Here is a 12374-nt window from a genome sequence, read left to right on the forward strand (position 1 = left end):
GTGCGAACGAGTACCTAATGACCCAGCACTGCCCGGCTGAGATGAGCCGGGTCGTCTTCAGCGGGCGTATTTCAGCTGTGGCGAAAGGGGTGCTGGATGCGGCCGGTCATGGTGGTTGACCGACGGTCACCGAGCGCATGCGGTGGGAGCGGCGAGTCCAACGGTGGAGTTGGATGCAGATCAGCCGAGAAAAGCGTTCACTGCCGTGGCCGCGGCCGCTTCGGCCTTGTCGCAGGTTTGGGCGTTGACCGAGACGGTGTTGAGCACTGTCGCTTGGTCGTATATCGGGTCGTATTTACTCCCGTCATGGGGGTCGGGGACGCCCACCTCGATTTGGCATGTTCCCGTGGTTTGGTCCCGCAGCGCTGGGAGGCTGGCGATTTCGACGCGCTCGTAGCCGTTGGCCGGATTTGAAAAGGAGACCACGGGACGCCATTCCAGCTGTACCCGGTAGTAGTTCGCGATGTCGTTGTTGTCGAGGTTGAACTCACATTTCCATGGACTCGGTACGAGGCCAAGCCTGATGCGGTCGCCGGCGCCCAGCATGATGCGGTGGCCGGCGCCGAGTGTGACCAGCAAATCGCATGGATCACGCACCGAAATCGCGTGATAAGCGTGCTTGGTGGAGTCTTTGCGTTGCGGCCAGTCGCGCAGGCGGGGAATGATGCCTTCGACGATGGTGTGCGTTTCGTTGCAAGCGGCGTCGTTGGTGCGGCGCTGCACCGCGACCTTCAGCACGCTGTAGTCGCTGAACGGAATCAGGTTGTAGCAAGTGTTGGCTCCGGGATTTGTGGGGCGGCCCGGCCACTTTTCGGTGTTTTCGATGATGCTGCGGCCCGCGACGGTGACCTGGTGCGAATCCGATTCGTAGGCATTGCCTTTGGGGATGATACCGACATTGATTTCTAAGGATCTCTCGTAGTCACGGTCGACGACGACATTGAGTTCGCAGTCCGTCTGGGACTTCATTGCGGTGAATTCTTTGAGTACGCCGACTTTGCTCACGCTTGCCGTGTCGATATAGCCGCAGGGATCGATCGACCGGATTTCGGCGTTGTAGGTGACCAGCTCGCGATCCTTCCTGTTGAGCATGGATAGATAGCGGGCCTCGGGCGGAGGCGGGGCTGCGCTGGGACGGGCGGTGACGGCATGACCGCTGACTTGCTCGGCGCATCCGGTCACGGTGGCCGCGGCGGCAACGATGCAAAGTGCCGCCTGAACTAATGGCTTCACGGCTGGACCGACCAGCTGCGTGCCGCTTCGATAAAGCTAGTGACGAACTGGCGCTGGCCGGCGTCGAAACCGCCACTGTGGTCGGTTGTTTCGTTGACCGTGCGGTAGTCGAACTTCAGGGTGCAGCAGCGGCGCAGATACCCCTCCACGTTGAAGTGATGGAGGTCGATCTGCGTCAGCGCGGCGTCCTGGGCCACCGGCGGATCGATCACGTCACGCGGGTTCTTTTCCAGCGCGGCGATCCGGTGGTCGATGAATCCGTCGGCTTCCCTCACGGCTCGGCCCCGGACAATGCCCGCGGGCCCGAGGTAATCACAATTCAAGGTCTCGTGATTAGCACTCCCGCGCGCCATCACTATCGTGGCTCCCACAACCGCTTCGGCATCTCGAGCCCGACCGCACTGCAGGGCGATGTCCTGTGCCGGGAGGTTCAGATTCCCCGAAATCTTGCCGATAACACTTTTGGCCAACGCGATCAGTTGCTGCTCGGGTACCTCGTCGGTGACAGCATTCATCAGCGGCGTCCACCTGAGGACGAACTGGGTGGCGCCGTGGGCAACCGCGATGGCGGCCTCCCTGCCCGAACGCAGAATGAACGCCTTGTCAGAACCGATGACGATGTCCTTGCCGTCGCGCGCATAGCTGCCGCCGATGAGTTCGGCAACGTCGAGAACCGGCCCGCCGATCGGAACACGCAGCGACACACCGCCCAGGTCGTCTTTGGGGCCGAAGTGACACGACGCCATCCCCGCTTTATAGAAGCTGGAGTCGTCGAGGTGCTTCGTCGCAGCAAACTCGGGTGCGGGGGCGCGGTAAGTTGCGTGGACCTCAGCCACGCTCAGCAGCGAGCACAGGTCGCTCCGCTGTGCCCGCGGGTGGCCTTCTTCTACAACGGCGCAACTCGACGCCAATACGAGTAATGCGGTGCCCAACAGCGGATATAGGAACACCCTTCGATAGGTCTTTGTACGCATCGAGTGGCCATCCTCTCACCCGTGGACCAAGCACGGGACGGCTACCGCTTCGAGCCAGCTCGGCGTCCGCCGGCTGCTCGCCAGAACGTGGCGCCGCGCGGACCTGACCTTTGCTGTCGGCCAACCGGCTCAGCGATTAGCTGGTCGACCAAGCTGGACCGGCTGGGCCGGTCGCCGGAACACCTCATCGAGTTGTCCAAACGTCTTCAGGCCGACCGCGTCGATTTAGTGGTGCTCGACCACGGCATCGACACCTCGACCGCATCGGTCGACTGTTTTCCAATTCTCGGCGTGCCCACTACATTGAGATCCCGAAATGTTGGTCTTCTTCGGAATTCTGCTGCTGGTCTTCGCTGGCATACTGGCCTTCTTCGCGCTCCAGCCAGACTTGGCATTCTTCCTCGATGAGGGGTGGAAATTCCGGGGCAACGTCGAACCGTCGGAGGCCTACAAGCAGGTCTCGACGTTCGGAAGAGGAGCCGTGGCGGTCATCGCCGCAATTGCGGGCGTCAGTCTGATTTGTGCCGGCATCATGGACAAGCGGTCATCAGATGCGAAAGAAGCCGCCTCACGGGCGGCTTCGCAGCTTTGCGAGGACGTCCACAACCGATTGGACAGCACGATCAAGTGGGGCGCCGACGGGACGGTGACAAACCACGATGAAGTGCAGGCCCTGGGAGCGCAACTCGGTGTCGAGATCAATATTGAACGCTGGAATCCTCTTGGCGGCACCGTGGAGGGGATACCTCCCGCCGAGGAGGTTGACGTCCGCGACCCCGCAACGAAACAAGTCCTGATTATGTATCAAGGCGGTCAACTTGGCGCCAGACCGATCGGAACGGAATGCGAACGGCGCGACCAAATTTCCCTATTTCGACCTGGTCGAACGTCAGGTTGAGCCATGATTGCTGCGGACCAACCGGTGTGCCATCTTCGCACTCTGCGTGATGATTCCACTGCCCTGCCCGTCGCCCTAGTGAATCCTCGGAACGTACGGCAGCCGGACTACAGCTCACCGATCCATTCGGTACGCGCGTGAACTTCATCTATCGGCATAACAGACAACTGTATGTGGCGGACAGGGACATAATCTGCGCCGCACTTTCTCACGGACACCTAGTCTCGTTTCCAAGAGAAACCGATCACTGTGAAAGCACGGTCGGCGCAACAACTGCCGTCCACTGCGCCGGCCGGCACAAATGCTCAGGCTAAGCTCGATAGGGCGCCGAGCGCCAAAAATGCATCGTCCAATTGGTATCCCGGAAGGTATTTGTGCAGGTCACCAGCGTCGGCCACGCCGGCTTTCTGATCCAGACCCAGGCAGGCAGCATCCTGTGCGACCCCTGGGTCAATCCGGCCTACTTCGCGTCCTGGTTCCCGTTTCCGGACAACAGCACGCTGGATTGGGACAGCCTGGGCGCCTGCGACTACCTGTATGTCTCGCACCTGCACAAGGATCACTTCGACGCCAAGCTGCTGACCGCGCATGTCAACAAAGACGCGGTGGTGCTGCTGCCCGACTACCCGGTGCCCGACCTGCGAAATGAATTGGAAAAGTTAGGGTTTCACCGGTTCTTCGAAACCATCGACTCGGTCAAGCATCGGATCAGCGGGCCGCGTGGGGACCTCGACGTCATGGTCATTGCGCTGCGCGCCCCGGCCGACGGGCCGATCGGTGACTCGGCACTGGTGGTTTCCGACGGCACCACAACGGTTTTCAACATGAACGACGCCCGGCCGGTCGACCTCGAGCCGCTGACATCCCAGTTCGGTCACATCGACGTGCATCTGCTGCAGTACTCGGGAGCGATCTGGTACCCGATGGTCTACGACATGCCGGCGCGCGCCAAGGAGGCCTTCGCCACGCAAAAACGACAGCGCCAGATGGACCGGGCTCGCCAGTACATCGCCCAGGTGGGGGCGACCTGGGTGGTGCCGTCGGCGGGACCGCCCTGTTTTTTGGACCCGGAGTTGCGCCACCTGAACGACGACAGCGGTGACCCGGCCAACATCTTCCCCGACCAGATGGTGTTCCTGGATCAGATGCGCGCACATGGCCACGATCGCGGTCTGCTGATGATGCCTGGCTCGACCGCGGATTTCACTGGCGTGACGTTGAATTCGCTGCGGCATCCGCTGCCCACCGAGGAAGTCGAGGCCATTTTCACCACCGGCAAGGCTGCCTACATCGCCGACTACGCCGCGCGGATGGCGCCCGTGCTCGCCGCCGAGCGGGCCAGCTGGGCGCCCGCTAGCGGTGAACCGCTGCTGGAGCCGCTGCGCGCGTTGTTCGAACCGATCATGTTGCAGAGTGACGAGATCTGCGACGGCATCGGCTACCCGGTCGAACTGGTGATAGGTCCCGAAACAATAGTGCTCGATTTTCCGAAACGCACGGTGCGCGAACGCATTCCCGACGAGAAGGTCCGCTATGGGTTTGCGATAGCGCCGGAGCTGGTACGGACCGTGCTGCGCGATCAGGAACCAGACTGGGTCAACACCATCTTCCTGTCCACCCGGTTTCGGGCCTGGCGGGTGGGCGGCTACAACGAATACCTGTACACGTTCTTCAAGTGCCTGACCGACGAACGGATCGCCTACGCCGATGGCTGGTTCGCCGAGACCCATGACGACTCCGCATCGATCACGCTGGACGGCTGGGAGATTCAGCGTCGCTGCCCCCACCTCAAAGCCGACCTGTCGAAGTTCGGTGTGGTGGAAGGTAATACGCTTACCTGCAACTTGCACGGGTGGCAGTGGCGGCTGGACGACGGTCGCTGCCTGACCTCACGGGGTCACGAACTACGGAGTTCCCGGTTATGACAGGAATCTACGACGACGGGCTGGTGCAACTGGATAACGAGGCGATCACGTTGCGCCGCTATCACTTTCCCGACGGCACATCAAAGGTCATCGCGCTGGACGCCATCCGCGGGTACAAAGCCGAGTCGCTCGGGCTTTTCATGCAGCGGTTTCGCATCTGGGGGACGTCGGACTTCCGGCGTTGGCTGCCGTTGGACGTGCACCGCCCATTCCGGTCGACCTTGATCACGCTGGACGTGCCGGGCAGCCGGTGGCGACCGGCCTTCACACCGGAACGCCCGGACGAGTTCACCGCGTTGCTGGACGAGCTGCTGGCTCAGCGCGGCTAGGCTCCGCGGTCGGCCAGCGCCTGACGGGCCGCGTTGTAGCCGGGAATGAAGGTGATCCCAGGCCCACCGTGGCAACCCGCACTGCCCAGGTATAGCCCGTCGATCGGAATGGGTTGTCCGATATAGCCTTTCGGTCCCGGGCGGTTCTGACCGATTTGATCCGGATGCAGCAGCCCGTGGCAGTAATCGCCGCCTGGCGCACCGAACATCACCCCCATGTGTCTGGGCGTGAAGGTGGTGTGCCGGGTGATGCTGCGCTCGAAATTCGGTGCCAGCCGGGTGATTTTGTCGATCACTCGCTGACCCATTTCGACCTTCGCCTGCCCGTAATCCGTGTTGCCTTCGATCGGGAACCACATCGCGAACGCCGACGCGGCATGCTTGCCCGCCGGAGCCAGATCCGGGTCGTGCAGCGACGGAATCTGTAGCACGACAGTCGGATCGGCCGGTACGATGGCGCGGCGGCAATCCTCCCACTGCTGCTGCACTTCTTCCGGCGTGCAGAATATGCCCATCGAGGCCTGCATGGCCGGGTCGTTGAGCGCCTCGTACGGCGCGGCGAACTCCGGCGCATCGTCAAGGGCGAAGTGCATCTGCAGGTAGCTGCCACGATGATCGATGCGCGAATAGCGTTCGCGCACATCGGCCGGCAGCGCCGACGGGTCGATCAGGTCGTTGAGCGTGACATCGGGCGCGATGCCGGAGACGACGATCGGTGCGGTCAGGGTCTCCCCCGCCTCGGTGCGCACACCAGTGACCTTGCCGTCGGCGACGAGGATCTCAGACACCTTGGTGCGCAACCGAACTTCCCCGCCGTCGCCTTCGAGCCGTCGGCACAGATGCGAAGTCAGGGCGCCGATGCCCCCGCGCAGCTTTTTCATCTGCACGAAGTCGCCGTCCGGAATCCCCAGCCCGAACGCCAGCGCGGCGGCACTGCCGGGCGTGGCCGGCCCGCGATAGATGGTGTTGACGGCCAGCACAGTCATCGAGCCACGGATGGCGGCGTGCTTCTCGCGGTCGGGGAAGTAGCGGTCCAATACGTCGGTGACCGAGCCGAACAACATGTCGTCGATGGTGGAGCGTTCGAATTCGTTTGTGGCGCAGGCATACATCTCGTCGAGGGTCTTGGGCAGGGTGCCAGATTCAAACCGTCCCAATGCCCGCGTCGGCGCCTGGCTCCAGGCCAGCAGTCCGGCCATACCGGTGACGGCGTCCGCGCCGTGCACCTCGTTGAGGTGGCTGAACATCTTCATCGGGTCGGTGTATTGGACCAGCGGATCGTCGCCGACGCCGCGCAGCGCGACCGACATCACCTCCAAGTCGACCGTCGGCAGCGTATCCAGCCCCAGCGCCTCGATAACCACCGACGACGTCGGGAACTGCACCGACCCGGCGATTTCGAATCGGTACCCGTCGAACAGCTCCACCGTGGAGGCCATTCCGCCGGCATACAGCTTGGACTCCAAACACAGCGTCCGCAGGCCGGCCTGCTGCAGGAGCACCGCCGCGGTCAGCCCGTTGTGCCCCGCGCCGATGACTATCGCGTCATATTCAGGCATGGTCCACCTCCCGCAAGGAGGCTGGCACGCGCCGAAAGTTTTGTCAATTATGACGAAACTGCCGCGGTCCAGGTGACCCAGGTATCCGGGATACCCGCCCGCAGCGAGTCCAATGCGACGTGACTCATCCGGGCCAGCTCACCGAGCGAGCGGTCGTCCCCGATCATCCAGGCTTCCATCGCTCCGAAGATCGCGGCGGCGATGCAGCGGGCGATCACCACCATGCGCAGATCGGCGTCGGGTGTCCGGTCGGCCGTGCGACTGCGTCGGTTCAGCTGGGCCTGAATGGCATCGGCAAGATCGGCTTGTACGTCACGGATGTGGCGGGCGATCCGGTCCTGGTCGATCTCGCCACCCCGCAGCGCGGCGATTTTCGTAACGGCCTCAACGTCATACGGGAAAGCGAAGATGGCCGATTTCACCGACTCGATGACCGGCTCGTCGGCGGGCCTGGCATCCAGCGCGGCGCGAAACCAGTTCAGTCCGGTGAAATCGGCAAACAGCAGATCGTGCTTGGACCGGAAGTGGCGATAAAAGGTGCGCAGTGAGACTCCGGCGTCCGCCGCGATCTGCTCGGCAGAGGTCTCCTCCACACCCTGCGCCAGGAATCGCACCACCGCGGCCTGGCGCAGCGCCTCCCTCGTGCGCTCGCTGCGCACCGTCTGAGCCGGGCGGACCATGGCAGTAAGGTACCTCCAGACCGTTCTGTCAATATTGACAAAACTTTGGGTGTCGGGCCAGACTGCGCCCATGGCCTCCATCGTCATCCACTTTCTGCTCGGGCTTGCCTGCATCGGCGGGATCATCGCCTCGAATCGGCGGATCTACGCCAAACCGGAAGGCGGACCGTGGTTGTCGCCGTTGGAATGCGTGTACTACGCCGCCGGCATCGCCTCGATCGCGCTGGGCTACTGGTTCAACATCCACTTCGTGCTCGACGCGCACGGGCAGGGCAACTTGATCTCGGGACCCGCGAGCTATCCCACCTTCCTGCGGGAGCAGTTCGCCAATCCGGCGTGTGGTTCGGGCAATCAGGACTACATCATCGCGAATGTCATTCTGATGCCTGCGTTTACCATCGTCGACGGACTTAGGCGCGGCATCCGGCGACCGTGGCTGTTCTTTGCGGCCAGCTTCTTCACCAGCTTTGCGTTCCCGTTCGCCTTCTACTTCGCCACCATGGAACGGCAGCGCCGGCACGAAAAGGCCGACGCCGTACCGGCACCAACGGTCGACGCCTAGGCCAGTTGGTGGCCAAGCAGCGAATGCTGACTGGGCCGATGCGGCGCGATGATCGCGCTCGTTTGTCACACCCCGTCCTTACGATGCGGTCATGAGCAACGGCACGACTACAGAGATTGGCTCACTGGCCCTTGAGGCGATTGATCTGCTGATCGACGCGACCAGCCAGATTCCGCCGGGAAACTGGGACAACCCGTCGAACCTGGCCGAGTGGAGCCTGCGTGACCTGGTCGGCCATGTAACCGGCAGTGCAACGAAGATCGTCACGCTCGTCGAAGACGGAAAGCTCTGGGACGGGCCGTCCCAGCCTGCCGACTGGATTTGCGATGACCCGGTGGAACGTCTGCGTGAGCTGACGGCTCGACTCCGGGATGCTCTGCCCGCAGCCGATCTGGACGCGACGCGGACCTCTCCGGAAGGCGCGGTGCCGCTGCGGCGGGCGCTCGTGTACCCGGTGTCGGATTTGGCCTTGCACAGCTGGGACATTCACCGCTCGCAAGGTCAGTCGATCGAGCTGCCAGACGATCTGCTTGCCCTGTGCCAAGGGCTTGTGGAGTCGGTGCCAGAAGCCGTGCTGCGGCGCCCGGGCGGCTTCGGGCCGGCGCAACGCGCGCCGACGGATTCCTCGCCGACCACTCGGTTGATGGCGTTTCTCGGGAGGTCGGTAGACGAATGACGACTCCACTAGCGGAAAGTCGGCCATGTTGCGGTCGGCAATTCGATAGCGCGGGTGCTATCACGATGCCGAGCCGGTGGCCGGGCGGCCTAGGGACTGATGCGACTGGTGTGAAACGCGCCTCTAGGCAGGCTCCAGCACTTCGGTGCCGACGAACGGCACCAGCGCCGCGGGCACCCGAACGCTCCCGTCGGGCTGTTGGTGGTTCTCCAGGATCGACACCAGCCAACGGGTGGTGGCCAGCGTGCCGTTCAGCGTGGCCGCGATTTGCGGCTTGCCGTTGGCGTCCCGGTAACGAGTGGCCAGGCGGCGCGCCTGAAAAGTGGTGCAGTTCGACGTCGACGTCAGCTCGCGGTAGGTCCCCTGCGTGGGGATCCAGGCCTCGCAGTCGTACTTGCGCGCGGCCGACGAGCCCAGATCGCCTGCGGCGACATCGATTACCCGATACGGCACCTCGATGCGCGACAGCATCTCACGCTGCCAGCCCAGCAACCGCTCATGTTCAGCCTCGGCGTCGGCGGGCTCGCAGTACACGAACCCCTCCACCTTGTCGAACTGATGCACCCGGATGATGCCGCGGGTGTCTTTGCCGTAGCTGCCGGCCTCACGGCGAAAACAAGACGACCAGCCCGCATATCGCAGCGGGCCGGCCGAGAGGTCGAGGATTTCGCCGGAGTGGTAACCGGCCAGCGGCACCTCGGACGTGCCCACCAGGTAGAGGTCGTCGGCTTCCACCCGGTAGACCTCCTCGGCGTGCGCGCCCAGGAATCCCGTGCCGGACATGACTTCCGGGCGCACCAGCACCGGCGGAATCATCGGGACGAAGCCGTTCTCGACGGCCAGTTGCAGCGCCAGCTGCAGCAGGCCCAACTGCAGCAGCGCTCCTCGGCCGGTTAGAAAGTAGAACCGCGAGCCGGACACCTTCGCGCCACGTTGCATGTCGATGAGGCCGAGCGACTCGCCGAGCTCCAGGTGATCCTTCGGATCCGGCAATTCCGCTGGTTCGCCGACGATGTCGAGGACCGTGAAGTCGTCCTCCCCGCCCGCGGGCACCCCATCCAAGATGACGTTCGAGATCGCCATGTGTGCCGCGGTGAACGCCGCCTCGGCTTCGGCTTGCGCGGCTTCTGCGGCCTTGACCTGCCCGGCCAGTTCTTTGGCGCGTTGCAGCAGCGCCGGGCGTTCCTCGGCCGACGCCGCCCCGACGCTCTTACTGGCGGCTTTCTGTTCCGCGCGTAGTGCATCGGCTTCCGATATCGCCGCGCGACGGGTGGAGTCGGCCGTCAGCAGCGCGTCCACCAACGCCGGGTCCTCTCCACGGCTGAGCTGAGAGCGACGCACCGCGTCGGGGTCTTCCCGGAGCAACTTCAGGTCGATCACGCCGCAAACAGTACTGTCGACGATCGCAAAGCACCCGCCGGACCACGCCGCCATGCATCACATCTGCAACATCGGTAACACGGTTTGACCTGTCCTGTCAGAATGGAGCCGATGTCGGAGAAGCCCGAAGACCCCGGGGACGCCGTTCCCGAAACGAGCGCGCCCGCCGAAACCAGCGCGCCCACCGAACCCAGTGCGCCCGCCGAAGCCAGCGCGCCAGCCGAGGACGAGCAGCCGCTGGCGGGGTTGCACTGGCCGCGCGCGTTGGCGCCGGCGGCCACCAGGCGCGCGCTGCTGCTCACCGCGCTTGGCGGTCTGATGATCGCCGGGCTGGTCACCGCGCTTCCGTCCGCTACCGGCTCCGGACGGCTGGCCGGCTACATGGACAACAACCCCGTGCCAAGCACCGGCGGCAAGACCAACCCCGCCTTCGGTCGCGCCACCAGCGGCAGCTGCCTGATGTGGCCGGAAGGCTCGCCGGAGTCAGCGGCGATTGTCAATTGCACCGACGAGCACCGGTTTGAGGTCGCCCAGTCCGTCGACATGCGGACCTTCCCGGGCTCGGAGTACGGGCCCACCGCTGCTCCGCCGTCATCCGCTCGCATTCAGCAGATCATCCAAGAGCAGTGCGAGCCGGCGGTGCGCAACTACCTGGGACCCAAGTTCGACCCCAACAGCAAGTTCACGGTGAGCGTGCTGTGGCCCGGCGACCGGGCGTGGCGTCAGTCCGGCGACCGGCACATTCTGTGCGGCCTGCAGTTACCCGGGCCCAACAACCAGCAGATGGCCTACAGGGGCAAGGTCGCCGACATCGACCAGTCCAAGGTGTGGCCCGCCGGCACCTGCTTGGGCATCGACTCGGCGACCAACCAGCCGACCGACGTTCCGGTCGACTGCGCCGCGCCACACGCGAAGGAGGTCACCGGCATTGTCAACCTGGCCGACAAATTCCCCAATGCCGTACCCGCGGACGCCGACCAAGACGGATACATCAAAGACACCTGCACCAAGATGACCGACGCCTACCTCGCGCCGATCAAGTTGCGCACCACCACGCTGACGCTGATCTATCCCACGGTGTCGATGGACAGTTGGTCGGCGGGTAGCCGCGCGGTGGCCTGCAGCATCGGCGCAACCCTGGGTAACGGCGGCTGGGCGACCTTGCTCAACAGCGCCAAGGGGCCGCTGCTGATCAACGGTCAGGCGCCGGTGCCACCGCCAGACATTCCCGAGGAGCGGCTCACGCTGCCGCCGATACCCGCTCAGGCGCCGACGCCCCAGCAGCCCAGCGCTCCGGCGCAGACGACGCCGCCTGGGAATCAACACTTGCCGGGACAGCCGGCGGTCACTCCAACGCAGGCCCCCCAAGCGCCGCCGTCTCAGCCATCGCAGCCACCGGCTGCACCACCCGCGCCCGAGGGTGGGGCGCCGCCGGCGGCGCCAGCCCAGCCAGCGCCGGCAGCCCCGCCGGCACCGGAAGGCCCGCCACCGGCCGCGCCGGTCGAGCCTCCACCGGGGTAGCGGAGTGGCCGTGCGGATGGAGCCGCAGCGCTTCGACGAGCTGGTCTCCGATGCACTCGACCTGATTCCGCCCGAGTTGACCGACGCGATGGACAACGTCGTGGTGCTGGTCGCCGACCGCCACCCGGAAGAAGACGACCTACTGGGGCTCTACGAGGGGGTGGCGTTGACCGAGCGCAACTCCGACTACGCCGGAGCCCTGCCAGATGCGATCACCATCTACCGCGAGGCGTTGCTGGAGGTGTGCGACTCCGAGAGCGAGGTCGTCGAACAGGTGGCGATCACCGTGATACATGAAGTCGCCCACCATTTCGGCATCGACGACGACCGCCTGCACGAGTTGGGCTGGGCCTAATCGGCGTCCACAGAGCCGAGTCCACCCGGCGCGGCAGCGCGGGTTTGTCGGCCTCCGGTGCTATGAACGCTCCTATGAGCATGGGCTGCCGCGATTGCCGGGCGGGCTTGGACCATTGCCACGGCACCATCATTCGCCATTCGGTGGGACGGTTACTGGGCCGCTCGGAATGCACCGAGCCGGGGTGCGTGAGCCCCGAGCTGTTGCCACATGCGTTCGTCGTCGACTGCGATGCCGTCGGCTGCGGGTGCGGCGCCGAGTCCGTCGCCCTGGCGGGCTGAG

The 12374-nt window shown here is 64.4% G+C and carries 13 protein-coding genes and 1 pseudogene; 9 read left to right on the plus strand and 5 right to left on the minus strand.

The features are described from left to right. Positions 1-180: 180 nt before the first annotated feature. Positions 181-1233 carry a hypothetical protein gene (locus AC5Y2L_RS23795; protein WP_499938105.1) on the minus strand — a complete coding sequence of 351 codons (1053 nt, stop codon included), beginning with the start codon at positions 1231-1233 and terminating at the stop codon, positions 181-183. After that, positions 1230-2207, minus strand: coding sequence for a hypothetical protein (locus tag AC5Y2L_RS23800; RefSeq protein ID WP_499938107.1), 978 nt, complete (start codon positions 2205-2207; stop codon positions 1230-1232). The genes AC5Y2L_RS23795 and AC5Y2L_RS23800 overlap by 4 nt, the downstream gene beginning before the upstream one ends. Before the next feature lie 87 nt (positions 2208-2294). Here AC5Y2L_RS23800 and AC5Y2L_RS23805 point away from each other — a divergent pair, with 87 nt between their 5' ends. From AC5Y2L_RS23805 to AC5Y2L_RS23820, 4 genes are all read left to right on the plus strand, one after another. Further along, positions 2295-2615, plus strand: coding sequence for a recombinase family protein (locus AC5Y2L_RS23805; RefSeq protein WP_499938345.1), 321 nt, complete (start codon positions 2295-2297; stop codon positions 2613-2615). Continuing rightward, a complete protein-coding gene (locus tag AC5Y2L_RS23810; protein WP_499938108.1) occupies positions 2524-3105 on the plus strand; it encodes a DUF6199 family natural product biosynthesis protein in 582 nt (193 codons plus the stop codon). The genes AC5Y2L_RS23805 and AC5Y2L_RS23810 overlap by 92 nt, the downstream gene beginning before the upstream one ends. A 374-nt stretch (positions 3106-3479) precedes the next feature. Further along, positions 3480-5030 (plus strand): Rieske 2Fe-2S domain-containing protein, encoded by a 1551-nt coding sequence (locus AC5Y2L_RS23815; RefSeq protein ID WP_499938109.1) that lies wholly within the window; start codon positions 3480-3482, stop codon positions 5028-5030. Continuing rightward, positions 5027-5359 carry a hypothetical protein gene (locus AC5Y2L_RS23820; RefSeq protein ID WP_499938111.1) on the plus strand — a complete coding sequence of 111 codons (333 nt, stop codon included), beginning with the start codon at positions 5027-5029 and terminating at the stop codon, positions 5357-5359. Before AC5Y2L_RS23815 ends, AC5Y2L_RS23820 begins: the two co-directional genes overlap by 4 nt. Here AC5Y2L_RS23820 and AC5Y2L_RS23825 read toward each other — a convergent pair. Both AC5Y2L_RS23825 and AC5Y2L_RS23830 read right to left on the minus strand, forming a co-directional pair. After that, entirely contained in the window at positions 5356-6918 is a 1563-nt protein-coding gene (locus AC5Y2L_RS23825; protein WP_499938113.1) for a phytoene desaturase family protein, read from the minus strand. The two genes, AC5Y2L_RS23820 and AC5Y2L_RS23825, sit on opposite strands and share 4 nt — an antisense overlap. A 47-nt stretch (positions 6919-6965) precedes the next feature. Beyond that, on the minus strand, positions 6966-7598 hold the full coding sequence (locus AC5Y2L_RS23830; protein ID WP_499938115.1) for a TetR/AcrR family transcriptional regulator: 633 nt from the start codon (positions 7596-7598) through the stop codon (positions 6966-6968). 70 nt (positions 7599-7668) lie between these two features. Between AC5Y2L_RS23830 and AC5Y2L_RS23835 the strand changes: the two genes are divergently transcribed. Together AC5Y2L_RS23835 and AC5Y2L_RS23840 are read left to right on the plus strand one after the other, a co-directional pair. Next, positions 7669-8160: a DUF2834 domain-containing protein gene (locus AC5Y2L_RS23835; RefSeq protein ID WP_499938117.1), complete on the plus strand. Its 492-nt coding sequence runs from the start codon at positions 7669-7671 to the stop codon at positions 8158-8160. Between the two features lie 91 nt (positions 8161-8251). Then, positions 8252-8836 carry a TIGR03086 family metal-binding protein gene (locus AC5Y2L_RS23840; protein WP_499938119.1) on the plus strand — a complete coding sequence of 195 codons (585 nt, stop codon included), beginning with the start codon at positions 8252-8254 and terminating at the stop codon, positions 8834-8836. A 123-nt stretch (positions 8837-8959) separates the two neighbouring features. Here AC5Y2L_RS23840 and serS read toward each other — a convergent pair whose 3' ends face one another. Beyond that, a complete protein-coding gene (gene serS, locus AC5Y2L_RS23845; RefSeq protein ID WP_499938121.1) occupies positions 8960-10216 on the minus strand; it encodes a serine--tRNA ligase in 1257 nt (418 codons plus the stop codon). Positions 10217-10318: 102 nt separating this feature from the next. Here serS and AC5Y2L_RS23850 point away from each other — a divergent pair, with 102 nt between their 5' ends. From AC5Y2L_RS23850 to AC5Y2L_RS23860, 3 genes and pseudogenes are all read left to right on the plus strand, one after another. After that, positions 10319-11737, plus strand: coding sequence for a septum formation family protein (locus AC5Y2L_RS23850; protein WP_499938123.1), 1419 nt, complete (start codon positions 10319-10321; stop codon positions 11735-11737). A gap of 4 nt (positions 11738-11741) precedes the next feature. Next, positions 11742-12166, plus strand: a pseudogene (locus AC5Y2L_RS23855) (metallopeptidase family protein); the annotation flags it as partial. Next, complete coding sequence (locus AC5Y2L_RS23860) at positions 12167-12373, plus strand: hypothetical protein (RefSeq protein WP_499938347.1); 207 nt, start codon at positions 12167-12169, stop codon at positions 12371-12373. Position 12374 lies beyond the last annotated feature (1 nt).

This window comes from Mycobacterium sp. NGS66 (assembly GCF_059812225.1).

What these genes read in the sequence shown, in the direction of transcription:
- AC5Y2L_RS23800 (WP_499938107.1), bottom strand. Translation starts at nt 2,207, where the DNA reads ATGCGTACAAAGACCTATCGAAGGGTGTTCCTATATCCGCTGTTGGGC.
- AC5Y2L_RS23810 (WP_499938108.1), top strand. Translation starts at nt 2,524, where the DNA reads ATGTTGGTCTTCTTCGGAATTCTGCTGCTGGTCTTCGCTGGCATACTG.
- AC5Y2L_RS23820 (WP_499938111.1), top strand. Translation starts at nt 5,027, where the DNA reads ATGACAGGAATCTACGACGACGGGCTGGTGCAACTGGATAACGAGGCG.
- AC5Y2L_RS23825 (WP_499938113.1), bottom strand. Translation starts at nt 6,918, where the DNA reads ATGCCTGAATATGACGCGATAGTCATCGGCGCGGGGCACAACGGGCTG.
- AC5Y2L_RS23830 (WP_499938115.1), bottom strand. Translation starts at nt 7,598, where the DNA reads ATGGTCCGCCCGGCTCAGACGGTGCGCAGCGAGCGCACGAGGGAGGCG.
- AC5Y2L_RS23835 (WP_499938117.1), top strand. Translation starts at nt 7,669, where the DNA reads ATGGCCTCCATCGTCATCCACTTTCTGCTCGGGCTTGCCTGCATCGGC.
- AC5Y2L_RS23840 (WP_499938119.1), top strand. Translation starts at nt 8,252, where the DNA reads ATGAGCAACGGCACGACTACAGAGATTGGCTCACTGGCCCTTGAGGCG.
- AC5Y2L_RS23850 (WP_499938123.1), top strand. Translation starts at nt 10,319, where the DNA reads ATGGAGCCGATGTCGGAGAAGCCCGAAGACCCCGGGGACGCCGTTCCC.
- AC5Y2L_RS23860 (WP_499938347.1), top strand. Translation starts at nt 12,167, where the DNA reads ATGAGCATGGGCTGCCGCGATTGCCGGGCGGGCTTGGACCATTGCCAC.